This window comes from Streptomyces spongiicola (assembly GCF_003122365.1).
GTDB lineage: Bacteria > Actinomycetota > Actinomycetes > Streptomycetales > Streptomycetaceae > Streptomyces > Streptomyces spongiicola.
The window spans coordinates 6,262,938-6,289,132 of sequence record NZ_CP029254.1 but is presented as its reverse complement, the minus strand read 5'-3'; the positions used below and the strand labels follow the sequence as shown (position 1 = coordinate 6,289,132).

24 protein-coding genes and 1 pseudogene are annotated in these 26,195 nt (G+C 74.4%); 8 read left to right on the top strand and 17 right to left on the bottom strand.

Annotated elements, in window-relative coordinates:
* Positions 1–174 precede the first annotated feature (174 nt).
* The 5 genes from DDQ41_RS27415 to DDQ41_RS27395 all read right to left on the bottom strand — a co-directional run bounded on the left by DDQ41_RS27415 (position 175) and on the right by DDQ41_RS27395 (position 4,350).
* A complete protein-coding gene (locus tag DDQ41_RS27415; protein WP_109297970.1) occupies positions 175–1,089 on the bottom strand; it encodes a cyclase family protein in 915 nt (304 codons plus the stop codon).
* Between the two features lie 8 nt (positions 1,090–1,097).
* Positions 1,098–2,495: a chloride channel protein gene (locus tag DDQ41_RS27410; RefSeq protein ID WP_109296868.1), complete on the bottom strand. Its 1,398-nt coding sequence runs from the start codon at positions 2,493–2,495 to the stop codon at positions 1,098–1,100.
* Between the two features lie 12 nt (positions 2,496–2,507).
* Complete coding sequence (locus tag DDQ41_RS27405; protein WP_109296867.1) at positions 2,508–2,861, bottom strand: SHOCT domain-containing protein; 354 nt, start codon at positions 2,859–2,861, stop codon at positions 2,508–2,510.
* A 168-nt stretch (positions 2,862–3,029) separates the two neighbouring features.
* Complete coding sequence (locus tag DDQ41_RS27400) at positions 3,030–3,494, bottom strand: DUF6325 family protein (RefSeq protein ID WP_172607568.1); 465 nt, start codon at positions 3,492–3,494, stop codon at positions 3,030–3,032.
* 181 nt (positions 3,495–3,675) lie between these two features.
* Positions 3,676–4,350: a GAP family protein gene (locus tag DDQ41_RS27395; protein ID WP_109296865.1), complete on the bottom strand. Its 675-nt coding sequence runs from the start codon at positions 4,348–4,350 to the stop codon at positions 3,676–3,678.
* A 315-nt stretch (positions 4,351–4,665) separates the two neighbouring features.
* Here DDQ41_RS27395 and DDQ41_RS27390 point away from each other — a divergent pair, with 315 nt between their 5' ends.
* Complete coding sequence (locus DDQ41_RS27390) at positions 4,666–5,604, top strand: YhjD/YihY/BrkB family envelope integrity protein (protein ID WP_109296864.1); 939 nt, start codon at positions 4,666–4,668, stop codon at positions 5,602–5,604.
* A gap of 258 nt (positions 5,605–5,862) precedes the next feature.
* Here the strand turns inward: DDQ41_RS27390 and DDQ41_RS27385 are convergent, their stop codons facing one another.
* From DDQ41_RS27385 to DDQ41_RS27370, 4 genes are all read right to left on the bottom strand, one after another.
* The gene (locus DDQ41_RS27385) at positions 5,863–6,675 is read right to left on the bottom strand and encodes an ATP-binding cassette domain-containing protein (protein WP_109297969.1); all 813 of its coding nucleotides are present in this window, start codon (positions 6,673–6,675) and stop codon (positions 5,863–5,865) included.
* Positions 6,672–7,727 (bottom strand): ABC transporter permease, encoded by a 1,056-nt coding sequence (locus DDQ41_RS27380; protein WP_109296863.1) that lies wholly within the window; start codon positions 7,725–7,727, stop codon positions 6,672–6,674. The genes DDQ41_RS27385 and DDQ41_RS27380 overlap by 4 nt, the downstream gene beginning before the upstream one ends.
* Complete coding sequence (locus tag DDQ41_RS27375; protein ID WP_172607567.1) at positions 7,724–8,737, bottom strand: sugar ABC transporter substrate-binding protein; 1,014 nt, start codon at positions 8,735–8,737, stop codon at positions 7,724–7,726. Before DDQ41_RS27375 ends, DDQ41_RS27380 begins: the two co-directional genes overlap by 4 nt.
* A gap of 304 nt (positions 8,738–9,041) precedes the next feature.
* On the bottom strand, positions 9,042–9,761 hold the full coding sequence (locus DDQ41_RS27370; protein WP_162602796.1) for a GntR family transcriptional regulator: 720 nt from the start codon (positions 9,759–9,761) through the stop codon (positions 9,042–9,044).
* Between the two features lie 155 nt (positions 9,762–9,916).
* Here DDQ41_RS27370 and DDQ41_RS27365 point away from each other — a divergent pair, with 155 nt between their 5' ends.
* A complete protein-coding gene (locus tag DDQ41_RS27365) occupies positions 9,917–10,921 on the top strand; it encodes a Gfo/Idh/MocA family protein (protein WP_109297968.1) in 1,005 nt (334 codons plus the stop codon).
* Positions 10,922–11,232: 311 nt separating this feature from the next.
* On the opposite strand, the gene DDQ41_RS27360 is transcribed toward DDQ41_RS27365, so the two are convergent.
* Positions 11,233–11,937, bottom strand: coding sequence for a TetR/AcrR family transcriptional regulator (locus DDQ41_RS27360; RefSeq protein ID WP_109296860.1), 705 nt, complete (start codon positions 11,935–11,937; stop codon positions 11,233–11,235).
* A gap of 139 nt (positions 11,938–12,076) precedes the next feature.
* On the opposite strand from DDQ41_RS27360, the gene DDQ41_RS27355 reads away from it, so the two are divergent.
* Entirely contained in the window at positions 12,077–13,339 is a 1,263-nt protein-coding gene (locus DDQ41_RS27355; protein WP_109296859.1) for a saccharopine dehydrogenase family protein, read from the top strand.
* Between the two features lie 204 nt (positions 13,340–13,543).
* Here the strand turns inward: DDQ41_RS27355 and DDQ41_RS27350 are convergent, their stop codons facing one another.
* The gene (locus tag DDQ41_RS27350) at positions 13,544–14,425 is read right to left on the bottom strand and encodes a diacylglycerol/lipid kinase family protein (RefSeq protein WP_109296858.1); all 882 of its coding nucleotides are present in this window, start codon (positions 14,423–14,425) and stop codon (positions 13,544–13,546) included.
* Positions 14,426–14,453: 28 nt separating this feature from the next.
* The gene (locus DDQ41_RS27345) at positions 14,454–16,046 is read right to left on the bottom strand and encodes an FAD-binding oxidoreductase (RefSeq protein WP_109296857.1); all 1,593 of its coding nucleotides are present in this window, start codon (positions 16,044–16,046) and stop codon (positions 14,454–14,456) included.
* Between the two features lie 70 nt (positions 16,047–16,116).
* Between DDQ41_RS27345 and DDQ41_RS27340 the strand changes: the two genes are divergently transcribed.
* The 3 genes from DDQ41_RS27340 to DDQ41_RS27330 all read left to right on the top strand — a co-directional run bounded on the left by DDQ41_RS27340 (position 16,117) and on the right by DDQ41_RS27330 (position 18,646).
* Entirely contained in the window at positions 16,117–16,716 is a 600-nt protein-coding gene (locus DDQ41_RS27340) for a TetR/AcrR family transcriptional regulator (RefSeq protein ID WP_109296856.1), read from the top strand.
* The gene (locus DDQ41_RS27335) at positions 16,713–18,266 is read left to right on the top strand and encodes a glycerol-3-phosphate dehydrogenase/oxidase (protein ID WP_109296855.1); all 1,554 of its coding nucleotides are present in this window, start codon (positions 16,713–16,715) and stop codon (positions 18,264–18,266) included. Before DDQ41_RS27340 ends, DDQ41_RS27335 begins: the two co-directional genes overlap by 4 nt.
* A 206-nt stretch (positions 18,267–18,472) precedes the next feature.
* Positions 18,473–18,646: a hypothetical protein gene (locus tag DDQ41_RS27330; RefSeq protein ID WP_162602747.1), complete on the top strand. Its 174-nt coding sequence runs from the start codon at positions 18,473–18,475 to the stop codon at positions 18,644–18,646.
* A gap of 92 nt (positions 18,647–18,738) precedes the next feature.
* Here the strand turns inward: DDQ41_RS27330 and DDQ41_RS27325 are convergent, their stop codons facing one another.
* Positions 18,739–19,278: a DNA-binding protein gene (locus tag DDQ41_RS27325; RefSeq protein ID WP_262508594.1), complete on the bottom strand. Its 540-nt coding sequence runs from the start codon at positions 19,276–19,278 to the stop codon at positions 18,739–18,741.
* 256 nt (positions 19,279–19,534) lie between these two features.
* On the opposite strand from DDQ41_RS27325, the gene DDQ41_RS27320 reads away from it, so the two are divergent.
* Complete coding sequence (locus tag DDQ41_RS27320) at positions 19,535–20,806, top strand: DUF418 domain-containing protein (protein WP_109296853.1); 1,272 nt, start codon at positions 19,535–19,537, stop codon at positions 20,804–20,806.
* 102 nt (positions 20,807–20,908) lie between these two features.
* Here the strand turns inward: DDQ41_RS27320 and DDQ41_RS32755 are convergent.
* The 3 genes and pseudogenes from DDQ41_RS32755 to allB all read right to left on the bottom strand — a co-directional run.
* Positions 20,909–21,091, bottom strand: a pseudogene (locus DDQ41_RS32755) (adenylyl cyclase); the annotation flags it as partial.
* Between the two features lie 193 nt (positions 21,092–21,284).
* Positions 21,285–22,409: an allantoicase gene (gene alc, locus DDQ41_RS27305; protein WP_109297967.1), complete on the bottom strand. Its 1,125-nt coding sequence runs from the start codon at positions 22,407–22,409 to the stop codon at positions 21,285–21,287.
* 1 nt (position 22,410) lies between these two features.
* Positions 22,411–23,763, bottom strand: a complete 1,353-nt coding sequence (allB, locus tag DDQ41_RS27300) for an allantoinase AllB (protein WP_109296852.1) — start codon at positions 23,761–23,763, stop codon at positions 22,411–22,413.
* 336 nt (positions 23,764–24,099) lie between these two features.
* Here allB and DDQ41_RS27295 point away from each other — a divergent pair, with 336 nt between their 5' ends.
* Positions 24,100–24,906 (top strand): IclR family transcriptional regulator, encoded by an 807-nt coding sequence (locus DDQ41_RS27295; protein WP_109296851.1) that lies wholly within the window; start codon positions 24,100–24,102, stop codon positions 24,904–24,906.
* 554 nt (positions 24,907–25,460) lie between these two features.
* On the opposite strand, the gene DDQ41_RS27290 is transcribed toward DDQ41_RS27295, so the two are convergent.
* On the bottom strand, positions 25,461–26,174 hold the full coding sequence (locus DDQ41_RS27290; protein WP_109296850.1) for a class I SAM-dependent DNA methyltransferase: 714 nt from the start codon (positions 26,172–26,174) through the stop codon (positions 25,461–25,463).
* Positions 26,175–26,195 lie beyond the last annotated feature (21 nt).

Here is a 26,195-nt window from a genome sequence, read left to right as displayed (position 1 = left end):
GTTCTCGCGGTTCCGGGCGCGGGATCCGCGTCCTGGCCCGGATGTCGGGTTCGGGATCGGTGAGGGGGCCGGGCCCCGGGGCAGGAGCCGGGGCAGGGGCAGGAGCCGGGGCAAGGGCGGAGGCGGGGGCAGGGGCAGGGGCAAGGGCGGGGGCCGCGGGGGCCGGACGGGGAGTCACAGCACGGCGATCGGGTTGACGGGTGAGCCGGTGGCCCCGGGCAGCCGCAGCGGCGCGACCGCGCAGAGGAAGCTCCAGCGGCCCTCCTCCTCGCAGACCGGTGCCAGCTCCTCGAACTGCAGATAGTCCATGAGCTGCATGCCCATGGCGTGGATGGTCAGGACGTGGACGGGGAAGGCGACGCCCTCCACGGTGCTCGGCGCGGTGTCGCTGTTGCCGTCGCAGCCGAGCATCGCCACGCGCCGGTCGACGAGGAACTCGACGGCCTCCGGGCGGAGTCCGGCGCGCGCCTCCGCGGTGTTCCACGCACCGTGCTCCCGGCGCCTGCGCCGGTGGCCCACCCGGACCAGCAGCACGTCCCCCGGTCCGGTGCGCACCCCCTGGGCGGCCTCGGCCGCGGTCAGATCGGCGGCGGTGACCTGCTCCCCCGGTTCCAGCCAGGGCACCCCCCTGAGGCGGGGGATGTCCAGCAGCACGCCCCGGCCCACGACGCCGTCCCGCGCGACGTCGACGGCGAGTTCGGTGGCTCCGTCCGCGGTCACGCTGCCGGCCGGCACGCCGTTGTACAGCGTGCCGTCGTACAGGACGTGGCACAGGGCGTCGAGATGGCTGTCGACGTCGCCGTGCACGTTCATCCCGAAGCGGTCCAGGGCGAACCGGAGCCCGGGGGACGGCTGCCGGCCGGGGTCGGGCGCCTTCATCCGGTGCCGGGCGGGCTCCGGGTTGTCCGGCCCGGCACGGGTCTCCACGGGCGCGGCGAGCGACACGGTCCGTCCCGTCGTGACCTCGCGGGCCGCCGCCGCCACCCGGTCGGGTGTGAGGTTGCCCAGTGTGCCCCGGCGGTCGCCCGGGCCGCGCCGCGTCCGCTCGCGGACCCGCTCGTGGAGGGCCCGGAACTCCTCGGTGCTCATCATCGTGGTCATGGTGCTCCCCGGGCCGCGCCCGCTCCGGCCGGGGCCGCCGGGGCGGACTCCGGCGGCGGCGCCCCGTGTGCGCCCGGCAGCAGTTCGGTGGTGACGATCGCGACCACCGCCGCGAGGATCACCACGGGCGTCATGTCGATGCTGCCCAGCAGCAGGGCCACCAGCACCACGCTGCTGACGGGCAGCCGCAGTGCGGCGCCGGCCGAGGCGGCCATCCCGGCCGCCATGCCGGGGATGACGCCGAATCCGGGCAGCGGCGCCAGCAGCACGCCCGTCGCGGCGCCCAGGAACAGCGCCGGGAAGATCGGGCCACCGCGCAGGCTGCCCAGGCACAGCGCGTACGCGATGCCCTTGAAGACGAGGACGGCGAGGAGCGCGCCCACCCCCCAGGAGGCCGGGTCGGACGCCAGCCGCGCCATGGTGCCCTCTCCGGACGAGGCGACGTCCGCCGGTGTCCGGCCGGTGACACCCGTGTAGAGGGCCGCGCAGGCTCCCGCCCCCAGGGCGCACAGCACGGTGAAGGGGACTGGCCGGGTGCGGACGAGTCCGGCCGCCAGCCGCCCGCCGACCTGGATCGTGTGGACCAGCACGCCGACGACCGCGCCGACGAGCAGGGTCCAGCCCACGTCCCCGGCGTCGAGGTGCGGAAACGGCCCGGACACCGGCAGCCGGAGGCTGCCCGTCTGGAGCCCGGTCCACCGGCCGAAGCCCGTGAACACCAGCGATCCGACACCGCTCGACAGCAGCGCCGGGAGCATCACCGCGACCAGCCGGGGGCCGCCCACGCCGATGATCTCCATCAGCAGTACGGCGGCGATCACCGGGTTGCCGAGGACCACGGCGATCGCGGCGCCGGCTCCGGCGGCGCCCAGCAGGGCGGTGTTCTGGGGCGTCGTACCGCTCCGGGCGAGGTCGCGGAACAGCAGCGCGAGACCGCCGCCCAGGGCGATGAGCGGCGCCTCGGGGCCGAGCGCGGCGCCGAGCGGCAGGCTCGCCGCCGCCGCGACGACCACGCCGGGCAGGGCCCTGGGGGACGCGCCGCCGGGCTGGAGCCCGTACGCGGGGACATGGCCGCCCGCGCCCGGCAGCCGGACCACGACCAGGCCGACGATCAGGCCCGCGAGGGGCAGCAGCACCAGCGGCCACCACCACGGCGGGTCCGGGCCGCCGAGCAGCGTCCTCGGCAGGTGGTCCCACATCAGGTGCTCGAGCTGGTGCAGCGCGACGAGGAACCAGAAGGCGATCAGCGAGATCGGGACCCCGATGAGCGCGGAGAACAGCAGAATCCGGCGGTATGAGGTGCTGAGCAGGAGTGAGCGTAGCTCGTCGGGCTCCGGACGGGGGCTCCCGGGCGCGCTGTCCCCCTGCTCCGGCCCGGCCTGCGGCTGCGTCATCGGCGGCGGCCCTCAGCCGAGGACCTTCTGCTTCTCGGCCGTGAACTCCTGCTCGGTGAGCAGGCCCTGGGCCTTCAGCTCGCCGAGTTCCTTGAGCCTGTCGATCTTCCGGCCCATCTCGTCGTCGGGCGGCATCGGAGGGGGCTCCGCCCCCCGGGACGCGGCCGGGTCCGCCCCTGCCGGAGCCTGGGCCTGCTGCGGCGACCGCTCCTGCTGCGGCCGGTCCCGCCCCTGCTCCTGCTGGCCCTGCTGGCCCTGCTGCTGGGCCCACCGGCCCGACTGCCGGCGCGACACGCGATGGGAGACCGCCGTGGCGGTGCCCGCGACGGCGGCCGTGCGGACCACTCTGCGGATGAGGCGGGGCATGTCGTCCTCCCGTACGGGTGAAGGGACGCCTCCGTGCCGGCGACGGCGCGTGACGGCGGGGTGCGGGGACGTCCGGGGTGTCTGCGACGGGGGCGGGTCCGTCCGCCGGACCGCCGGTGCGCCCGACCGCCGGTGCGCCGGTGCGCCGACGGGGGCCGTCCGGGCGCTTCAGGCCGCGGACGCCCCCTGCCCGGACACGCCTTCGACCTCGTCCAGGGCGGCCAGCAGCTGCTGGACGGGGATGCGTCCACCCGCGACCAGTTGGGCCCCGCCGCGGCGCAGGGCGCGGGCGAGCGGCGCGGCCCAGGTGTTCTCGTACACCAGGACGGCGGCGGAGCTGCCCGGTTCGACGGCCGCGGCGGCCTCTTCGAGGTCGTCCTGGCCGAGCAGGCCGGAGGACGCACCTTCGAAGACGGCCAGGTCGAGCGTCCCGTCGCCGTCCATGTCGGAGAACTCCAGGGCGGTGACGGTGCCGTCGGTGTCCTTGCGGACGAACAGCAGGTCGAGAACGCGGATGATCCGCCGTTCGACGAGGTCGACGAGCAGCGGTAGGCCCTCGCCCGTCATCTGGTTGCCGGGGAACTCCACCACCAGGTAGTCGACCGGTCCCATTTCTTCGAGGTCATCGCTCATGACCACTCCCTGCGAGCGCATCAGCGGTCCGGGGCGGCTTTCCCCGCCGAACGTCCGGCAGCCCCTCGGGGGGCGGCCCGTAAGCCATTGGAGCACCCGCCCGAATGCTTCGCACCTCCGGCGGCGATGCCCCCTGGGCCCGGGACCCGCGCGAGGCGCCGGCGGCGGCAGGACGGCCCGGTCAGCCGGTGAGCTGGTAGATGCTGTTCCCCGTCAGCCACAGCCCCAGCACCAGGCAGCCGACGACGATGGCCGGCTCCTGGTGCTCCTGGAGCCAGTTCCGCAGCCGCGCGAGCCGTACGCCCGCCGCCTCGGGCGCGAACACCGTGTACAGCTCGGCCGCGAGCAGGCTGGCGGTGGCGAGCAGGACGAACCCGAACAGGGCGGCGAACGAGGCGACATGGGAGAGGTCCGCTCGGACCACCACGGTGGCGGCGGCCGCGACGAGGCCCCAGGGCTGGAGGAAGACCGCGAGCGCGGCCGCCGACCAGAGCGACACCCGGCCCGAACCGCCGTGCGGGTCGGACGCGTGCCTGGCCCGGCCCTTCGCCTCGGAGGCCGCTGCGGGCGCCCGGTGGCTGCGACGGCGGTGCGCGCCGTACAGGACGAGCCCGAGGCCGATCGCCAGTTTGGCCGCGAGGGCGGCCGTGGAGGGGGGCGACCTGGGGGGTGGCGGCTGGCCGCCGGTGAACAGCAGCACCAGGGCGATCACTGCGACCAGGCAGGCCAGCCAGGCGAGGATGAACGCCAGGCCCCGCCAGACGCCCCGGTAGGAGGACAGCACCAGCACGAAGGCCATGATGGGCAGCGGGTCGAGGGTGATGGCGACGGCGATGAGCAGCAAGTCGAGGACCATGTCGCTCCCCTCCGGCGGGTTCCGCGCCGTGCGGGCCGCTCGCGAGAGGGCCCGGGACCGACGGCCGCCCCCCTCGGACGCGGGCCGTGGCCGACCCGCCCACCGCCCATGGTCGCCTCCGGCGGCGGGCTCCCGCAATCAGGGTCCGGGTGGTCCCCGGGCGGCGGGCTCCCGAGTACAGGGTCCCGATGGTCCCCGGGCGGCGGGCTCCCGAGGACGGAGTGCGGCGGGCTCCCCGGGCGGTGGGCGTGCACGGCGTCCCGGGATGCCGGTGCGAACCGGCTCCCGCACTCTTGGTCCAGGAAAGGAGCGCGCATGACCACGCGGCGCCGGGCTCCGGTCGTCCTCCGCCCGTCGTGGTGGTCGGGACGCTTCGCGTCGTGGGGTGCCTCCGCGCGGTCGGCGGCCGAGCGCGCCGAGACCCGCTTCCCCGTCGTCACCCATCTGACGGCCCGTATGATCTCGGTCAGCATCCTCGACTCCGCCACCCGGCTGGCCGCCCAGTGCTTCCTCACCGCCGTGCCGCTGCTGTTCGTGATCGGGTCCTTCGCCCCCGAGGCGGTGCGGGACCAGCTGGTCGACTCCGTGTCGGCGATCTTCGGGCTCACCGGGGCCTCGAAGGATCTGCTCGAACAGGTGTACCGGTCCACGGACGACAACCTGCGCGAGGCCACCGGCGTGATCGGCGCGGTGATGGTGCTGCTGTCCGCCACGGCCTGCAGCCGGGCGATGCAGCGGCTGTGCAAGCGGGCCTGGCTCGTCCCGAGGTCGGGCGTGCGCATCGCGCCCTGGCGCTGGCTGGCGTGGATCGGCGTGTGGCTGGCCGTACTGATGGTCCAGGGACCCGTACGCGAAGGGTTCGGCGCCGGTCTGTGGCTCGCCGTCCCGGTCACCATGCTGTCGCAGGTACTGCTGTGGTGGTGGTCGCAGCATCTGCTGCTGGGCGGGCTCGTCGGATGGCGGCCGCTGCTGCCGGGCGCGCTGCTGACGGGCTTCGCCGTGACGGCGCTGTTCATCGGCAGCCGGTACTACATGCCCCGCGCCATCGACCGGAGCCTGGCCGAGTACGGTTCCGTCGGCACGGTCTTCACCCTGCTGTCCTGGCTGATCGTGCTCTGTGCCGCGATCGCGCTGGGCGTCACGGCCGGTGCCGTGCTGGCCCGCGAGCCGTGGCTGACGGGAAGGCTCGGCGACGGCGGTCCGCGGTGGGCCGCGGACGGCACCGGGGCGCGCGGAGGGGCGGACGGCGGCTGACGCGCCGGGGCGCCTCCGTCGCCGGAGGGGCGGGGGTGCGTCCGTCGGCCGCGCCGCCCGCCGCCTGCGCCGCCCACGGCCCGCGGCGCCCGTGCGCGGGGCGGCGGGCGCCGCGGGCGCCGCCCACGGCCCGCGGCGCCCGCCGCCCCGCGCACGGGCCCCGCGTACGGACGCCGGGCCTTTCCCGGGCCGGCCATCGCCCCACCGCCCCGCCGGCGCCCCGCCGTCGCCCCATCGCCCCGCCGCCGGCCCGACCGGTCAGTGCCCCAGGTCGTGCCCGCCGAGATGGCGCGGTGCGGGAGCGCGCTCCAGCTCGTGGCGCAGGTCGTCGAGTTCGCTGCCGCCCGCCATCTGCCGGGTCAGCTCGTCCAGGGTGATCTCCTGCTTCCGGTGGCTCCCCGCCATCACACCCCGCTTGAGCAGGACGAACCGGTCGCCGACGAGATAGGCGTGGTGCGGGTTGTGGGTGATCAGGACCACCCCGAGCCCCGCGTCGCGCGCCGCTGCCACGTACTTCAGCACCACCCCGGACTGCTTGACGCCCAGCGCGGCGGTGGGCTCGTCGAGGACGAGGACCCTGGCGCCGAAGTAGACCGCCCGGGCGATCGCCACGCACTGCCGCTCACCACCGGACAGGGTGCCGATGGGCTGGTCCACGTCGCGCAGGTCGATACCCATGCGCAGCAGCTCGGCCCGGGTGGTCTCGCGCATCGCGCGCACGTCGAGCCGCCGGAAGGGGCCCCTGCCCCTGGTCGGCTCCGAGCCGAGGAAGAAGTTGCGCCAGACCGGCATCAGCGGGACGACGGCGAGGTCCTGGTAGACCGTGGCGATGCCGCGGTCGAGGGCCTCGCGGGGGGAGCCGAGCGAGGTCTCCTCCCCCTCGACGGAGAAGGTGCCGGAGTCGTGCCGGTGCAGACCCGCGATGATCTTGATCAGGGTGGACTTGCCGGCGCCGTTGTCGCCGAGGACGCAGGTGATCCGGCCCGCGTGGACCTCCAGTGACACGCCTTCCAGCGCGCGTACGCTCCCGTAGTACTTGCTGACGTCGTCGAGTTCCACGAGGGCCGTCATGCCGTCGCCTCCGCACGCCTGCGGACCCATGCGTTCAGCAGGGTCGCCAGGAGCAGCATCGCTCCGAGGAAGAACTTGAACCAGTCCGGGTCCCACTCCGCGTACACGATGCCCTTGCCGGTCATGCCGAAGATGAAGGCACCGACCGCGGAGCCGATCGCGGAGCCGTAGCCGCCGGTGATCAGGCAGCCTCCGATGACGGCCGCGATGATGTAGATCAGCTCGTTGCCGACGCCCTCGCCGGACTGCACGACGTCGAACGAGAACAGCAGGTGCTGGCCCGAGATCCAGGCGCAGAAGGCCACTCCCGTGTAGAGCAGGACCTTGGTCCGGGCCACCGGGACGCCCACCGCCCGTGCGGCGCCCGCGCCGCCGCCCACCGCGAAGATCCAGTTGCCGAACCGGGTGCGCAGCAGGATCCAGGTGGCGACGGCGACCAGGCCGATCCACCAGAGGACGGTCGTCCTGACGTCGACGCCGCCGACGGTGAACGACGCGAAGACGTTCTTGGCCGCCGGGAAGCCCTCCATGTCGGCGATGGTCTTCGTCGACACCGTGCCGCTGATCAGCTTGGTGAGGCCGAGGTTCACGCCGGTGAGCATCAGGAACGTGCCCAGGGTGATGATGAAGCTCGGCAGCCCGGTGCGGACCAGCATCACGCCGTTGAAGGCGCCGATCGCGAGCGTGACCAGGAGCGACACCAGCGCGCCGACCCACACGTTCGCCGTCATCTGGTAGCTGAACATCGAGGAGACCAGCGCGGAACTGGTCACCAGCACACCGGCCGACAGGTCGAACTCCCCGCCGATCATCAGCAGGGCGACGGGCACGGCCATGATGCCGATGGTGGAGGCCGCGTACAGCACGGTGCTCATGCTGGACGCGCGCAGGAAGGTGTCGGCGACGACCGAGAAGAAGAGGAACACGGCCACCGCGCCGACGACCGAGCCCAGTTCGGGGCGCCCGAGCAGCTTCCTCCACGACGAGGTGTGCAGCAGCCGCTCGTCCGGGGGGCCGGTCCGGCCGCCGGCCGGTGGTGCGGTCGCGGTCATCGGGTCCCCCGCTCGGTGTACTCCTGCAGTTCGGCGGCGTCCTTCCCGGTGATGATCTGCGGGCCGGTGAGGACGGGCCGCCCGCCGCCCAGCACATCGGCGTTGTAGCGGTAGAGCCACAGCAGGTCCACCGCCTCGTAGCCCTGGAGGTACGGCTGCTGGTCGACGGCGAAGCCGAGATCACCGGCCCTGAGCCCGGCGGCGACCTTCGCGTTGAGGTCGAAGGTGTCGATCTCGGCCCCGCTGCCCGCGGTCCGCTTGGCCTGCACGGCGGCGTCGGCGAACGGGGCGCCCAGGGTGACGACCGCGTCGATGGACGGGTCGGTCTGGAGCTTGGCCTCGATCGACGCCCGGACGTCGGGCATGTTGGTGCCGTCGACGTACAGGTTCCGCAGATCGCCGCCGAAGGTCTTCGCCGCCCCGGAGCAGCGCTGCTCATGGCCCACGTTGCCCTGCTCGTGCAGGACGCACAGGGCCTTCTTCCGCCCGCGCCGGTCGAGCTCGTCGCCGACGGCCTCGCCTGCGACGGTCTCGTCCTGGCCGATGTGGGTCAGCGCGCCGTACGCCTTCGACTCGGCCGAGCCGGAGTTGACGGTGATCACCGGGATACCGGCCCGGGTGGCCCTGGCGACGACGTCCTTCATCGCCTCGGGCTTGGCGAGCGTGACGATCAGGCCGTCGACCTTCTGGTCGATGTACGTCTGGACGAGCTGGGACTGCTGCTGGGCCTCGTCGCTGTGGGCGTACAGGAAGTCGATGTTGTCCTTGGCCGCCGCCTGCCGGGCGCCGTTCTGGACGATGTCCCAGAAGGTGTCGCCGTCTCCGGAGTGGGTGACCATGGCGAACGTCCAGCGCGGTGTGTCGACCGCGGCCCGCCCCTGCGCCTCGGCGGCCCTGCGGGCGTCCTCCGCGCGCTTGCCGCCGGTGGCGCTGCACCCCGCGAGGGACGCCCCGAGCACCACCGCCAGCACCGCGCCGATCGCACGTACCCCGGTCCGAACCCTTGCCACGCTGTCGTGCCCCTCTTGCCGTGCCTGCCGTACTCCCGGGCAAGTATCCCCGAGGCCGGACGCGGGGGCGGCCGGCGGGTGGGTGGTGGCCGGGGCCGTCGAGTGCCGTCGGGCTGCCGTGCGGGGTCTGCGCATGGTGGGTCCGCCTTCTCTCGCGGCCGCGCGGTTGCGGCCGGGTGGGTTTCTACGGGGACGGCGCCAACCCGTCGACACTTTGTCCGAACATCCTTACGCCGGGTCGTGCGGTGGGAGCGGACCCCGCAGCACACCCGGCCCGGCCTTCGCGGACCCTCGAGGGCGCCCCCTACGGACGCACCAGGAGCTGGAACTCGAAGGCGTACCGCGACGCCCGGTAGACGTGCGAGCCGAACTCGACGGCGCGCCCGGTGTCGTCGAAGGTGGTCCGCTCCATCGTCAGCAGCGGGGTGCCCGCCTCCTCGCCGAGCAGCCGCGCCTCGTCACCGGTGGCCGCCCGCGCCCCGACCGACTGCCGGGCGCTGTGCAGGGTGATGCCCGCGCCGCGCATCAGCCGGTAGAGCCCGGTGGACTCCAGCTGCCCGGTCTCCAGCGGCAGCAGCCCGGCCGGCAGGCGGTTGCACAGATGCGCCATGGGCTCGCCGTGCGCCGAGCGCAGCCGCTCCACCAGGTGGACGTCGCTGCCCTCCGGCACCCCGAGGGCGGTCGCGACCTCGGCGGTCGCCGGTTCGACGAGATTGCGCAGGACGCGGGTGGCGGGCCGCCGCCCCGCCGCCTCCAGGTCGTCGTAGAGACTGCTCAGTTCCAGCGGGCGTCTCACCCGGCTGTGCACGACCTGGGTACCCACCCCCCGGCGGCGCACCAGCAGCCCCTTGTCGACGAGGGACTGGATGGCCTGGCGGACGGTGGGCCGGGACAGCCCGAGCCGGCCCGCCAGTTCGATCTCGTTGCCGAGGAGGCTGCCGGGCGTGAGCGTGCCCTGCTCGATGGCCGCCTCCAGCTGCTGGGACAGCTGGAAGTACAGCGGGACCGGGCTGGCGCGGTCCACGCTGAGCCGGAGCGGCACGGTGGCGTCCGTCGTGTCTCTGGGCTGCTTGGGCACGCTGCGAGGGTAGTCGCAGGGCCTGTTGACGGGAAGTTGTGTCGTTCGATTGTCAGGACAAATGCTTGACAGGGCGCTTCGCCGACCTCCACCTTTGGGCCATGCGCATCGGACTCATCGGCACCGGACGTATCGGAGCCTTCCACGCGGGCGTCCTCAGCCGCCATCGCGACGTCGGCGCCCTGGTGGTCGCGGACACGGACGCCCGGCGGGCCCGCGAGGTCGCGGCCCGGATCGACGCCACCGCCGCCCCTTCCGTCGACGAGGTGTTCACCTGGGGCGTGGACGCCGTCGTCATCTCCTCGGCCACCGCCGCCCACGCCGAACTGATCGGCCGGGCCGCACGCACCGGGCTCCCCGCCTTCTGCGAGAAGCCGATAGCGCCGGACCTGCCGGGAACCCTGGAGGCACTGCGCGAGGTCGACCGCGCGGGGACCGAACTCCAGCTCGGCTTCATGCGGCGTTTCGACGCCGGGTACGGCAGGGCCCGCGAACTGGTGCGCTCGGGCCGCCTCGGCAGACTGCACACCGTACGGGCCGTCACCGCGGACCCGGTCCCACCGCCCGCCGCGTACCTCCCGCTGTCCGGCGGGCTCTACCGCGACTGCCTGGTGCACGACTTCGACATCGTGCGCTGGATCACCGGACGGGAGGTGGTGGAGGTGTACGCCACCGGCTCCGACGCCGGGCACGCCATGTTCCGCGAGGCGGGCGACGTCGACACGGCGGCGGCCGTGCTGACCCTCGACGACGGCACGCTGGCGACCGCCACGGCCACCCGCTGCAACGGCGCGGGCTACGACGTCCGCATGGAGCTGTGCGGCGAGGCCGACACGGTCGCCGTCGGCCTGGACGACCGTACGCCCATCACCTCCACCGAACCGCAGGGCCCGCCTCCCGCCGACAAGCCGTGGCCGGGCTTCCTGGAGCGCTTCGCCCCCGCCTACGAGGCCGAGCTGGACGCCTTCGTCCGCGTCGCGATGGGCGAACTGGACAACCCCTGCGACGGCCGGGAGGCCCTGGAGGCACTGCGCGTCGCCGAGGCGTGCGAGCTGTCCCGGCGGGAGCGCCGCCCGGTGCGCCTGGCGGAGGTCCCGGGGCTCTGATCCGGCCGGCCCGCGGCCGCCCGTCACCGAACGTGGCCGTCACCCGACGTGGCGGTCACCCGGCGCGCCCGTCACCCGACGCGGCGGTCACCGGACTGCGGGCGGCCCGCCTTCGCCCGATCGGCTCACAGCGCGCCGCACCCGGGCGTCCTGCCCACGCCGCTCCTGCCCACGCCGCTCCTGCCCACGCCGCTCCTGCCCACACCGCCCCTGCCCACACCGCCCCTGGGCCGCGGCCACCGCCCGAACGGCCACCGCGCCGCGGGTCGGCCGCACCGCCGGGGCCGCCCCGCTCCGGCGCCGGCTCCCGCTCACCCGGGCCGCGCCAGCTCCGAGGCGGCGCTCGCGATCAGCATGTCCAGCGCCGCCGGGTACGCGCTCACGTTCATCTCGGCGACGAGATACCGCGCCGCCGGAGCGATGTGCGGGTGCGTCGCCGCCGGCAGTCGCGCGTACGTCGCCTGCCACACCGCCTCGTCCGCGCGGCGCGCCGCCTCGGGAAGGGCGAGCGCCGCCGCGTCCAGCGCCGCGAAGGCGAGCGTCTGGTCGATGAAGCAGTGGTAGACGCGCACGGCATCGCGCACCGGGAAGCCCGCGCGGTGCAGCACGCCCAGGACGGCCTCGTCCGCGGCGATCTCGTTGGCCCGCCCCGAGACGCGGCTGGCGGTGAGCACCGCGGCCTGCGGGTGGGCCAGGTAGGCGGCGTGGATGCGCAGCCCCAGTCCGCGCAGGTCCGCGCGCCAGTCGTCGGTCGCGCCCCATCCCCGCAGCGCCCGGCCGATCAGCTCGTCGCCGACGGCGAGGATCAGCTCGTCCATGCCGCGGAAGTAGCGGTACAGGGTGCTCGGGTCCGCCCCGAGGGCCGTGCCGAGGCGGCGGGCGGTGAGGCCTTCGCCGCCGTGCTCCCGGAGCATCCGCAGCGCCGTCGTGACGATCAGCTGCTCCGAAAGGACCACACCGCTCTTCGTGGGGCGACGGCGGCGTCGCGCGCCCTCCGGAACCACCTTCTTGGGCAACGCCCCCTCCTCTCCTCGCGGTTGGCACCCGCCGGCACCGGCACCGGTGCGCTTATGCCAACGCCATTGACGCTATCAGCGGGCGATGGGTTTCATCGGCTCCCGGAAGAGTCCTGAGGACGAGGGAAGGGAACAGGTCATGCGCGTCTTGCTGGTCGGCGCCGGCGGAGTGGGGACGGCAGTCACCCGGATCGCCGCTCGCCGCGACTTCTTCGAGCACATGGTCGTCGCGGACTACGACGAGGACCGGGCCCGGGCCGCCGTGGCCGGTGTCCCGCGGGCCGGCGGCCCAGATCCCGCCGGGACGGACGGCGGCACGGCGGGGGGCGGCCGGTTCTCCGCCGCCCGGGTCGACGCCTCGGACGAGGCGGCCGTCAGGGAGCTGCTGGCGCGGGAGCGCTGCGACGTCCTGCTCAACGCGACGGACCCCCGGTTCGTCATGCCGCTGTTCCGGGCGTCGCTCGCCGCGGGCGCCCACTACCTGGACATGGCGATGTCCCTGTCACGGCCGCATCCGCGGCGCCCGTACGAGGAGTGCGGGGTCAAACTCGGCGACGAGCAGTTCGCGCTGGCGGAGGACTGGTCCGAGTCCGGCCGGGTCGCGCTCGTCGGCATGGGCGTGGAGCCCGGTCTGTCGGACGTCTTCGCGCGGCACGCGGCGGACGAGCTCTTCGACTCCATCGAGGAGGTCGGGGTCCGGGACGGCGCGAACCTCACCGTGGAGGGCCACGACTTCGCGCCCTCGTTCAGCATCTGGACCACGATCGAGGAGTGCCTGAACCCTCCGGTGGTCTTCGAGACGGGCCGCGGGTGGTTCACCACCCCGCCGTTCAGCGAGCCGGAGGTGTTCGACTTCCCCGAGGGGATCGGCCCGGTGGAGTGCGTGAACGTGGAGCACGAGGAGGTGCTGCTCATCCCGCGCTGGGTGGACGCGGACCGCGTCACCTTCAAGTACGGCCTCGGCTCCGACTTCGTCAACACCCTGCGCGTGCTGCACCAGATCGGGCTGGACCGCACGGAACCGGTGACGGTGCGCGGAGCCGACGGCCCGGTGCGGGTGTCGCCGCGTGACGTCGTCGCCGCCTGCCTGCCGGACCCGGCCACGCTCGGCGACCGGATGCGGGGCAAGACGTGCGCGGGGACGTGGGTGAAGGGCGTCAGGGACGGCCGGCCGCGCGAGGTGTACCTCTACCACGTCGTCGACAACGAGTGGTCGATGAGGGAGTACGGCAGCCAGGCCGTGGTGTGGCAGACCGCGGTCAACCCGGTCGTCGCCCTGGAACTGCTGGCGACGGGCGCGTGGTCCGGGACCGGCATCCTCGGCCCGGAGGCCTTCGAGGCGCGCCCCTTCCTGGATCTGCTGACGGAGTACGGCACGCCCTGGGGCATGCGCGAGCAGTGAGCGCGCTGTGCGCGCGGGGGTGCGGGGGCGCGGCGGGCGCGGCGGGCGCGGCGGGCGGGGGAAGCGGCCCGCAGCGCCGCCGCACGGTCGGTCCGCGAGTCGGACCCGGCGCAGAAGCCACCGCGCATCCTCGCCGTCAGACGGGCACGACCGTCAGACCGGCACGACCGTCAGACCGGCACGACCGTCAGGCCAGCACGACCGTCAGGCCAGCACGCTCAGCGAGCCCGGCTGCACCCGCACCGTCACCGGCAGGGTCGCGTCGACCTCGCCGTCCGCCCCGTACGGGAGGGAGCGCCCGGCCTCGATCCGGATCTCCTCGCCGCGCAGGACCTCGACCTCGGGGCGCCGCAGATGCGCACCGGTCCTGAGCTCGTTCATCATCGTGAAGAAGAGGCGCCTGGGCGCGTGCCGGATGACGACGACGTCGAGCACGCCGTCGTCGAGGCGGGCCCCGGGGGCGATGTTGCGGCCGAAGCCGTAGTAGCCCGAGTTGGCGGCGACCACGGTGTAGCCGCGCCGCTCGTGGAGCACGCCGTCCACGGTGACGCGGTACTCGGCCGGCCGCCAGGCCGCCACGGCCCTCAGCCCGCCCGCGTAGTACGAGGCCGCGCCGCGCAGCAGCCGCGAGGTGTTGGCGTACCGGTTGGCGACGGCGTCGACACCGGCGTAGACGCTGCCCAGGACGGACACCCCGGCGTGGGTGGACGACTCGACCCGGATGGTGTCGACCGCGCGGGGCGTGCCGTCGAGCAGTACGGCGGCGAGGGCGGTGGCGTCGGTGGGCAGGCCCAGCGCCCGGGCGAAGTCGTTGCCGCGTCCGGCGGGTACCAGGCCGAGGACCGCGCCGGTGCCGCTGAGGGAGCCGCCTACGCATCCGGCCATCCCGTCGCCGCCGACGGCGAGCACGACGTGCCCCTTGCGCCCGGCCTCCCGCGCCAGCTCCCGGGCGTGCTCGAGGTTGCGGCTGTACCGGGTGTCGAGCCCGGCCCCGGCCTCCCTCAGGAGGCGGGCCAGCGGGAGCAGGGCCGCCGTACCGCTGGAGCCGCCCGCGGCGGGGTTGACGACGGCGGTGAACTGTCGCATGGATGCGCCTTTCGGAAGGCAGAGCCGGTCAGCGGACGGGGACGAGCACGCCGGGGTTGAGGATCCCGGCGGGGTCGAGTTCGGCCTTGACGGCCCGCAGCACGCGGACGCCGACGGGCCCGATCTCCCGGGTGAACCAGTCGCGGTGGTCGGTACCGACGCCGTGATGGTGGCTGATGGTGCCGCCGGAGGCCAGGATGGCGTCGCACGCGGCCCGCTTCGCCGGGGCCCAGTGCGCCACGGGGTCGTCGCCCCTGGCGGAGACGACGGTGAAGTAGAGCGAGGCGCCGTTCTCGTACACGTGCGAGATGTGGCACATGACCAGCGGCGGGGTGCCCGCCTCGGTGAGGGCGGCGGTGAGGGCGCCGCGCACCGCCCGGTACAGGCCGGGCAGCGCGGACCAGAAGGCCGCGGTCTCCAGGGTCTCGGCGAACGCGCCGGCGTCGAGGAGGGCGTCGCGCAGATAGGGGGCGTCGTAGCGGCCGCGGGCCCAGCGCTCGCCGGGCTCCTCGCCCACGTACTCGCCGCCGCAGGCCAGGAGGGCCTCGCGGGCCCGGGCCCGCCGGTCGGCGGTGTCCTCGGCGGTGCCCTCGTACCCGGCGATCGCCATGCACCCGGCGGACCGCGCGTCCTCGCCGCCGATCCGGTCGGGCTGGGCGAGGCCGATGAGGGACTCGGTCTCGTCGGACAGCCGGAGCACGGTGGGGCGCGGGCCGTCCTGGGCGAGCCTGCGGAGGGCGGCGGTTCCGGCCTCGAAGGAGGCGAAGCGCCAGCCCTCGTAGACGCGGGCCCGCGGCACGGGCCGGATGCGGACGGTGACCGAGGTGATCACGCCGAGGGCACCCTCGGAGCCGAGCACCAGCTGGCGCAGGTCCGGTCCGGCGGCCGAGCGGGGCGCGCGCCCGGCCTCCAGGGTCCCCTCGGGGGTGGCGAGGGTGACGCCGAGGACCATCTCGTCGAAGCGGCCGTAGCCGGCGGAGGCCTGGCCGCTGGACCGGGCGGCGGCGAACCCGCCGATCGAAGCCCACTCGTAGGACTGGGGGAAGTGGCCCAGGGTGAAGCCCCGTTCGCCCAGCAGCGCCTCGGCGTCGGGCGCGCGCAGCCCGGGCTGGAGCACGGCGGTGCGGGAGACCTCGTCGAGGGAGAGGAGTCCGTCGAGGCGGCGCAGGTCCAGGGCGACGAAGGCGTGCCCGGTCTCGGGGGCGAGACCGCCGACGACGGAGGTGCCGCCGCCGAACGGCACGACGGCCAAACCGTGTTCGGCGCAGGCCCGCAGCACGGCCAGCACCTCGTCGTGGTTCGCGGGCAGGACGACGGCGGCGGGGATGTCGTCGACCTCCCCGGCGCGGATCCGCAGCAGGTCCGGGGTGGACTTGCCGCGGGTGTGGCGGATCCGGGACTCCGCGTCGGTGCGCAGGTGAACGGGGTCCCCGACGGCGGCGGTGAGCGCCCGGCGGGCCGAGCCGGTCAGTGCGGACGCGGGTACGGCGATGTCGCCGAGGGCGGCGGGGCCGCTCTCGCGGGGGGTGACTCCGAGCAGATCGCGCAGCAGGGCGATCACCGAGCCGGGCAGCGGTGCCGCCTTGGCGGGGTCGCCCCAGCCGCTCCACAACATGTCCACGTCGTCCGTCCTTCACCTCTGCTCGTGGGGCGCGGTGCCGCGCGGCCCGCCCTGCATTACACTGTGACAGATGACGCCTATTCGTCACAACCACGGGGACGGAGACGCCGTGCTCGACGCGGCACGAGACTGCGTCCTGGCCGTCGGCGTACGCCGGACCACCCTGACCGACGTGGCCCGGCGGGCCGGCGTGTCACGCATGACCCTGTACCGGCGCTGGCCGGACGTGCGGACCCTCGTCGGCGATCTGATGACACGGGAGTGGATCGCGGTCGCCGTGAGCGCCATCCCCCCGGCCCGGCCGGACGCCACGACCCGGGCGCGGCTGGTCGACGGACTCGCCGGCGGGGTCGCCGCCTTCCGCGCCCACCCCCTCTTCCGCAAGATCGTCGACGTCGACCCCGAACTGCTGCTGCCCTACCTGCTCGACCGCCGCGGCACCAGCCAGGACGCGCTACTCGGGCTGATCACCGGCGCCCTGGAGGAAGGCCACGCCGACGGCTCCGTCCGCCGGCTCCATCCCGATCTGCAGGCCAGGGCGCTGCTGCTCGTCGTCCAGTCGTTCGCCATGTCGCTGCGCACGATGACCGAACCGGACGACCCCCGGCTCACCGACGCGGCCTTCCTCGAAGAGCTGCGGACCCTTCTGGAGAGGACCCTCTCGCCATGAGCACTCCGCACCCCGCCTCCTCCCTCCACGCGGCGCGCCGCGCACGGGAACTGGCCGCACTCGCCGACGGGTCCGAGGTCGACGTGCTCGTCGTCGGCCTCGGCGCGACGGGCGCGGGAGCGGCCCTCGACGCCGCCTCGCGGGGGCTGTCGGTCGCCGCGATCGACGCCCACGACCTCGCCTTCGGCACCTCACGGTGGAGTTCCAAGCTCGTCCACGGCGGACTGCGCTACCTCGCCAGCGCCCAACTGGACGTCGCCCGCGAGAGCGCCGTCGAACGCGGCATCCTCATGGAGCGCACCGCCCCGCACCTGGTGCGCGCCCAGCCGTTCGTCCTCCCGCTGACCCCGCTGGTCCCGCGCGCCCAGGCCGCACTGGCCTGGGCGGGCTTCCGCGCCGGCGACCTGCTGCGGGTGTCGGCCCGCACCTCCCGGACCGCCCTGCCCGCGCCGCGCACCCTGTCCGCGGTGGAGACCCGCCACCTGGCGCCCGCGCTGCGGCCCGCCGGGCTGCGCGGCGGACTGCTGTCCTGGGACGGCCGGCTCACCGACGACGCCCGGCTGGTGACCGCCGTCGCCCGGACGGCCGCCGCCCACGGCGCCCGGATCCTCACCCGGGTGCGCGCGCTCTCCGTCGGCGGCCGGGGAGCGGCCGTACGCGACGAACGGACCGGTGGGGAACTGCGGATCCGGGCCCGCGCGGTGATCAACGCCGCCGGCGTCTGGGCGGGCGGACTCGTCGGCGACGTACGGCTGCGGCCCTCGCGGGGCACCCATCTGGTGCTCCGCTCCGAAGCCCTCGGCGGTCCCGCGGCCGGCCTGCACATCCCGGTCCCCGGCGAGGCCAACCGCTTCGTCCTCGTCCTGCCGCAGGGCGACGGCCGGGTGTACGTGGGCCTGACCGACGAACCGGTCGACGGCGACGTGCCCGATGTCCCGGAGGTACCGGAGACGGACATCGGCTTCCTCCTCGACGTCCTCGGCTCCGCGCTCGACGTGCCCGTGGCCCGCGGCGACGTGGTCGGCGCCTTCGCCGGGCTGCGCCCGCTGCTCGACACCGCCGGCGGCGGTCAGGGGCGCACCGCGGACATCTCACGCAGGCACGCCGTCCTCACCTCGCCCGACGGCGTCGTCACGGTCGTCGGCGGCAAGCTCACCACGTACCGGCGGATGGCGCAGGACGCGGTGGACGCGGCGGTCGCCGCACGCGGGCTGCGTGCCGGGCGCTGCCGTACGGCCGCACTGCCGCTGGTCGGCGCGGTCGGTCCGGACGCCCTCGCAGCGCTCGACGCGCCGGCCCGGCTGGTCGGCCGCTACGGCTCCGAGGCACCGGCCGTGCACGCCCTCGGCCTCGCCGACCCCGCGCTGGCCCGCCCCGTCGTCCCCGGCCATCCGGTCACGGGGGCCGAACTGCTGTGGGCCGTACGGCACGAGGGAGCGCTGGACGAGTCCGACCTCCTCGACCGCCGCACCCGGATCGGCCTGGTACCGCACGACCGGGAGACCGCGCTGGACGCGGCGCGCGAGGCACTGGCCGCCCGGACCGGCTGACGGGGCGGGCGGCGCGGGCAGGCGGCGCGGGCAGGCGGCGCGGGCAGGACGGGCGGCGCGGTGGGACCGTCGGCGGCCGGCACGCGGCGGTCCCAGGCGGGCAGGCTCACTCCCCCGGTTCGCCCACGCATGTCCGGGCAACGCCCCGCCACCGCCCCGGTCGTGCCAGAGTGGAGCCCGGCGAGGCGGACGACCCGAGGGGGATCATGGCGTTGCGCAGGCAGCTGTCGTTCGGCGACGCGTCGTCGCTGCAAGGGCGGTATCCCCCGGCGGTCCGGGCTCCCGACCGGGCTCTGGGCGGGGCCTTGGACCTCCTACCGCCCGCCGAGTACGCGGAAGCCTTCTGGCAGAACCAGGAGCAGAGCCCGCAGTCCGCCTGAAACAAGGTCACCGGACTCTACGAAACTCGGGGCAGCTCATCGAACCGTTGTCAACCGAGTGGACCCGCTGAACAGGCGGCTCCCCCAGGAGGTCAGAAGGGCACACCCGCGCGCTTGGCCAGCCGGGTCAGGCGCGGGTTGCTCCGGCGGTGCAGCGAGGTCAAGACGCGCATCAGTTCCTGAGACGTGGGGTGGACCCGGGCCATCTCGGGTGCGACATTCCAAGCCTCTTCGAGCGATTCAAGAGCACCGTCCCGGTCGCCCAGAGCGAGCCGCGACCGGCTGAGGTTCATGTGCAGGGGGCCGACACGCGTGGCCGGAAGCGTCAGGCCGCTCCGGATCAAGTCGTCAGCGGTGTCCAGCGCGCGGCGGTGGTCCTCCATATCCGAGGCCGTTGAGATGACGTGAACGGCGGTGTTCTCCGGCCCGAAGTGGATGCCGTGCTCAGCAATGTCCTCGGCGAACTCGCCGGCTACCCGCCATGCGGCGTCGATGTGCTGCTGCGCCGTGCGCTTGTCCTTGATGCGTCCGGCCAGCGTCAGCCCACGCAGGTGCAGGATGCCCAGACCGAACGCGCGGCCACGACCGTGCAAGGTGGTCTCGGCGTGACGGGGAGCCGCCCATGGCTGCATAGGGCGTCGTGGGATCTCCGTGGCTCTCCCTGGACACGGAGACGCCCCCGCTGGTAATGGGGCGGATTTCTCGGCGTCCTGGTGCGCTCCCGTGGCCGTCCGTGCGCTCAGGCGGCGATGGCCGGCCTGAAGCGGATGGGAGCCAGAGTGGCGCCCCCCGGCAAGAGGTGTGGGGAGTCGCGCGATCCGCCGGTGGCACGCGGGCGGCGCCGGCGTCCCGGAGTCGTAGACCGCGCCGGCGTCCCTACATCCTTCGGTGCAGGACGCGTTCATCATCCGCCACGACGATCGCGGCGGCAACGGCCCGGACGATGGGGACATGACCGAGACCCTCTCCACCCAGGCCGGCTCGTCCGGTGCGCCCGGTGCGTCCGGCGCCCCGAGCGGCCGGCTGGCCCTGCTCGACGTGCTCCGCGGCACCGCCGTCCTCGGCACGCTGATGACGAACGTGTGGGTCTTCACCACCCCGGGCGCCGAAGGGGCGATCCTCCGGGGCGCTGGCGGCGCACCGGGGTTCACGTCCCCGTCGGACGGCGCCGAGACCCTGTTCCGGCTCCTCGCGGACGGCAAGTTCCTGTCCATGCTGACGATCCTCTTCGGCGTCGGCCTCGCCATCCAGTTCGACTCCGCCGCCCGGCGCGGGCTGCCCTGGCCGGGCATGTACCGGGGCCGGGCACTGTTCCTCCTCGCCGAGGGCACCGTCCATTTCGTCCTGGTGTTCGCCTGGGACGTCCTCATGGGGTACGCGGTCACGGCCCTGCTCGTCGCCCGGCTGCTGACCCGATCCGACCGGGTCCGCCGCCGGGTGATGTGGTGGGCGGGCGGTCTGCACCTGCTGCTGATGGGCGGGCTGACCGCGGCGCTGGTGGCGTCCGGGGAGCAAGGCGGCGCGGGGACCGGGGGGAACGTCCCCCGCCGGGTCGTCGAGCTGTACGCGCACGGCGGCTACCCGGACCAGATCGCGTACCGCCTGGAGAACGCCGTTGCGCTGCGGCTGGAGCCGGTGCTGTCGTTCGGGCTCCTGGTCTTCCTGTTCCTGCTCGGGGTGCGCCTGTACCGGGCGGGGGCGTTCGGCGCGGGCACCGCCGGCCGCCGCATCCGTGGCCGGATGCTCCGCTGGGGGCTGGGCCTGGGCGTACCGCTGACCGCACTGTCCGTCCTCGCCGGGCCCGGCGGCTTCCTGCTCGGACGCTACTGCGCCGCCCCGCTGGTGGCCGTCGGCTACATCGGCCTGATCGGCGCCGCCCTGGACCGGGTCCGCCGCGAGGGATGGTTCGTGAAGGGGCTCACCTCGGTCGGGCGGACGGCCCTGTCCGCCTATGTGCTGCAGAACGTGCTGTGTGTGCTCGTCTCCTACGGCATCGGCCTCGGCCTCGCGGAACGGCTCGGCGATTCCGGGCGGCCGTGGTGGGTCATGGCGCTGTGGGCGGCGGTCTGCGCCGTGCTGATGGGGGGCTCCGCACTGTGGCTGCGGCGGTTCGCCAGGGGCCCGCTGGAGTCCGTAGAGCACCGGGTGCTGCGGCGCTGAGCGCGCGCACCGCCGAGGCGGCGCGGGGCGCACCGGTGCCGCTGCCGCAGGGGTCCGGTGCGCCGCGGGCCGCGCGTCGCGGGCCGTCCGTCGCGGGCCGTCCGTCGCGCGGGTGCCCTCGTCACGCAGCCGAATCCAGGCCCCGCCATCCAGGGAGTCGTTCTCGAAGATCTTGCGGGTGAGGAGCGTGCGGGGGAACGCCTGGACGGCGCCGAGGGCGGTCAGCTTGGCCTGGAGGCCGGCGGCGTCGACGGCCAGGAACTTCGCCTCGTACTCGTGCTTCATGGGGCCTTCTCTCAGAAGTGGTCGGTGAGGGTGGACGTCCGGGCCCCCATGAGCAGGCCCATGCGGTGGGTGTGGTCGTGCAGTTGGCCGACGTGGGGCCGTCCGCCGCAAGCCGGGTGGCCGCCGGGCGCGGGGTCCGTCCGCCGCGGGCCGTCCGCCGCGGGCCGGGTGGCCACCGGGCGCGGGGGCGCGGTCAGCCGCCGAGTTCGCGGTGGCGCGCCGCCAGCGACGCAGCGCCGCGCTCGGTGAGCGAGCCGAAGAGACGCAGCCGGGAGAAGCCCCCGTCCGGGAAGACGTCGATGCGGACGTGCGTGCCGACCGCCGGGGTGTCCAGCACGAAGCGGTGGTTGGTGTCCGGCTGCAGGCGGGTGCGCGGCAGGAACTCGGCCCACTCGCCGTCCTCGCCCGACCTGACCGAGAGGGAGGCCCAGCCCGCGGCGTTGCCCTTGAGGTACGCGGTGTCGATCTCGACGGCGCGGATCTGGGAGTCGGCCACCAGCCGGTACCGGATCCAGTCGTTGCCCCGGTCGCGGCGGCGCGCGGTCTCCCAGCCGTCGTCCATCTTCCGGGAGCGGCCGGGGTTGATGGTGTTGGCCGGCGGCGAGTAGAAGCGGTCGGAGGCGTCCTCCACGGCGCCGCCGTTCTCCAGCGCCACGACGTCGACGGTACCGAGCGCGGCGAGCCACTTCGGATCGGGGACGACCTCCCCGTACACGCGCAGCCGTGCGATGCCGCCGTCGGGGTGCTGGTTGACGCGCAGATGGGTGAAGCGCTGCTCGGCGGTGACCTCGAAGCCGTTGGCGGCGTGGCCGGCCACCGGGGTGCGCGGTACGAGCGTCGTCCACTTCACGCTCCCGGAGAGCAGTTCCTCCGGGGTGGGGGCGCCGTGGGCCCCTTCCCAGGCGGTTGCCTCGACGGACACGGCCTGCGGCATGTTGCCGCGGAAGTGCGCGGTGTCGACGACGATGCCGCGGATCACGCCGGGAGCGCCGAGCCGGACCAGCGCCCAGTCGTGGTCGTCGGCCGTGGGCCAGGGCCGCTCGGCCGAGGCACCGCGGCGACGCCGCGTCTCCCAGCCGTCCATGATCTTGCCCTTGTGGCCGAAGTGCTCGGGGTCGAACTCGGCGGGCTCGGGCACCAGCAGGTTCTCCCGCTGGGCGAAGAACTCGTCGTTCGCGGCGATCACACCCGCGCCGAGCCGGCGGTCGGCGAGGTTCGCGAGACCGGTGAACGGGAGGTCCGCGGTGCGGTAGTCGGCGTAGGGGTCGCCGCCCCCGTACGGGTTCGCGTTGCCGGTGAAGGACGGTGTCGCCACGATGTCAGTCGTTCCTTTCGAGCAGCCGGCCGGTGGGCTCGGCGACGGTGCCGTTCTCCACGATCCGCGTGCCGCGCAGCCATGTCGACCTGACGACACCGTGCAGGGTCCTGCCCGCGTAGGCGGTGACCCGGTTGCGGTGGTGGAGTTCGGCGGGGTCGACGGTGAAGGTCTCGTCGGGGGCGAGGACGGCGAAGTCGGCGTCGCGTCCGGCCTCGATCGCCCCCTTCCTGGTGAGGCCGGCGAGTTCCGCCGGGGCGGAGGACATCCAGCGGACGACGTCCTCCAGGGTGTGGCCGCGCCTGCGGGCCTCCGTCCAGACGGCCGGCAGGCCGAGTTGGAGGGAGGAGATCCCGCCCCAGGCCGAGGCGAAGTCGGGGGTCTTCAGATCGCCGGTGCAGGGCGAGTGGTCGGAGACGACGCAGTCGATGGTGCCGTCGGCGAGACCCTGCCAGAGCAGGTCCCGGTTGGCCGCCTCGCGTATCGGCGGGCAGCACTTGAACTCGGTTGCGCCGTCGGGGACTTCCTCGGCGGTGAGGGTGAGGAAGTGCGGGCAGGACTCGACGGTGATGCGCACGCCCTCGGCCCTGGCTCGGGCGATCAGCGGCAGCGCGTCGGCCGAGGACAGGTGCAGCACGTGCACCCGTGCGTCCAGGCGCCGGGCCTGCGCGACGAGGTTGGCGATCGCGGTGTTCTCGGCGTCCCGGGGGCGGGAGGCGAGGAAGTCGGCGTAGCGGGGACCCGGCCGCTGCGGGGCGGCGGACAGGTGGTGCGGGTCCTCGGCGTGGACGATCAGCAGGCCGCCGAAGCCGGTGATCTCCGCGAGGGCGCCGGCGAGCTGCTCCTGGTCGAGTTCCGGGAACTCCTCGACGCCCGAGGGCGACAGGAAGCACTTGAAGCCGAAGACGCCGGCCTCGTGCAGCGGGCGCAGGTCCTTGGTGTTGCCCGGGACGGCGCCGCCCCAGAAGCCGGTGTCCACATGCGCCTTGGGCCGTGCCACGTCCTGCTTGACGCGCAGGTCGTCGACCGTGGTCGTGGGCGGGAGGGAGTTCAGCGGCATGTCCAGCAGTGTGGTGATGCCGCCGGCGGCGGCCGCCCGGGTGGCGGTCCAGAAGCCCTCCCACTCGGTGCGGCCGGGGTCGTTGACGTGCACATGAGTGTCGACGAGGCCGGGTAGGACGGCATGGTCGCCGGCGTCCTCCAGCAGGGCTCCGGCGGGCACCGCGGCGTCGTACGGCAGCACGGCCGCGATCCTCCCGGCGGCGACGGCGATCGACGCGGGGCGCGTGCCCCCGGGGGTGACGACACGAGTCGAGCGCAGCACCAGATTCACGTCGGCGACGTGCGTATCGGACACCCTGCCCCTCACTTCCGTACCGCTGCACTTCCGCACAGCGAAATTCAACGAACTGTTGAAGGAGTCTTCCCCTCCACCCCCGCCCCGTCAAGACCTCGCGGGCACCCTCCGGGCCGGACCGGCGGTCACCGACGCCTTTCGCAAAATGGAACTATACTTCCGCCAAGCAGAACGCGACGGTGCAGCAAGACGCTGTCGCGGCACCCATCGGAGACGACCGGCCGCACACCGGCGAGAACGCCCTGACCGGCCGCTACGCCCGCACATCGGCGGTGTGCGCCACGGCCCGGCCCGGTAGGCTGCTGCCTTGCCCGCCCGCCAGAAAGGACCGTTGACGTGCCGCCGTCCAGCGCCAGCACCACCGACGCCGCCAAGCCCGCCGCCGGCAGCGGCGGAGTGCAGTCCCTCGAGCGGGCCTTCGACCTGCTCGAGCGGATGGCCGACGCCGGGGGCGAGGTCGGGCTCAGCGAACTCTCCGCGAGCAGCGGGCTCCCCCTGCCCACGATCCACCGGCTCATGCGCACCCTGGTCGCCTGCGGCTACGTCCGCCAGCAGCCCAACCGCCGCTACGCCCTCGGCCCCCGGCTGATCCGCCTCGGCGAGAGCGCCTCCCGACTGCTCGGCACCTGGGCCCGCCCGTACCTCGCCCGCCTGGTCGAGGAGACCGGCGAGACGGCGAACATGGCGCTGCTCGACGGCGACGAGATCGTCTATGTGGCACAGGTCCCGTCCAAGCACTCGATGCGCATGTTCACCGAGGTCGGGCGCCGGGTGCTGCCGCACTCGACCGGCGTGGGCAAGGCGCTCCTCGCCCATTTCCCGCCGGACGAGGTACGGGCGCTGCTGGCCCGCACCGGCATGCCGGCCGCGACGGAGAAGACCATCACCACGCCCGACGGCTTCCTGGAGGCGCTGGAGCAGGTCCGCCGCGCGGGCTACGCCGTCGACGACAACGAGCAGGAGATCGGGGTGCGCTGCCTCGCCGTCCCGGTGCCCGACTCCCCCACCGCCGCCGCGATCTCCATCTCGGGACCGGCGGGCCGGGTGACGGAGGCCGCGACGGAGAAGATCGTGCCCGTCCTGCGGACGGTGGCGAACGAACTCTCGGAGGCACTGGCGAACACGTCGGCACCCCGGGAGTAGCCGCGATCCCGGGCCGGACCGCCCCGGGACACGCAGGGCCGTGACCCGCAGGGCCGTGACCCGCAGGCCCGGGACGCACGGTTCCGCGATCGTCCGCGGCCGCGTGTCGACGGCCCGGGACCCGCAGGCACGGGACCCGCAGGCACGGGACGCGCAGGCGGACGAAACCCCCGGCACCCGCCGCACCGGAGACCTCCCGCGGCCGAAGCCGAAGCCCCGGTGCCGCTCCGGGTCCGGCACGGGCGCCGCCGCGGTCCACTTGACCTCCGGCGGCTTCCCGTTGACGCTCCGAGGCGATCCGTTGACGCTCCGGCAGCCTTCCGTTGGTGCTCCGGAGGGGCTTCGCGGCGGCAGACGGCCCGTCCGCGGAGGGGCTTCCCGCCGGCAGACGGCCCGTCCGTGCAGGCGCCGCACACGGCCCGCCCGGCAACGGCGCGGCGGGGCCTGCGGCGCCCCTTGCACCGGCCGGCGGCTCGGCGTGGGCCGCTACCGCGCCGGCTGGAACCTCGCGCACCGGGCGGGGCACGCTCCACCGGGTCCGCCGGCGGACCGGGTCACGCCCTGCGCCGCGCCACCACCACCGCGCAGCGCGGGGTGCCGTCGGGACGCCGCCCGAGGCCTTCGAGCGGCGTCAACTCCACGTCGAATCCGGTCCGTCGAAGCTCGGCGAGCACCTCGACGAGGGGAAACGTGCGGTAGTACATGACGAAGCCGGGCCGCCACACCCGGTTGCGGACGCGCATCACCGTGTCGAAGCCGAGCATCGCCCAGTACGGCAGGGTGCCGAAGTGGGGCGGCGCGCCGACGGGGAACGCGAAGACCCCGCCGGGGAGGAGTGCGGAGTGCACCTGGGCGAAGAGTCCGGGGCGCTCCCGCGGCAGGAAGTGCCCGAAGGCGCCGAAGCTCACCGCCAGATCGAACACCGGGCGGAAGGGCAGGGCGCGGGCGTCGGCGCGGACGAGGACGGCCCCGGGGTGGGCGCGGCGGGCCTCGTGCAGCATCCCGGCGCTGAAGTCGACGCCGACGGCCCGCTCCCGGCAGAGTGCGCGCAGCACTCGCCCGCCGGCACCCGTGCCGCAGCAGACGTCCAGCCCGTCCCGGAAGGGCCCCAGCGGTCGCAACGCTTCCGCCGTCTCGTCGAGGATGCGGTCCGGGGTGCGGAACGGGGTCAGGTCGAACTTGGGCGCGAGCAGGTCGTACCCGCGCTCGACCGACGACAGCGCCTGCACGGCGAGTTCGCGGAGGGTGGGACCCCGGGAGGTGAACATCGGCTCCAAGCGTACGGGACG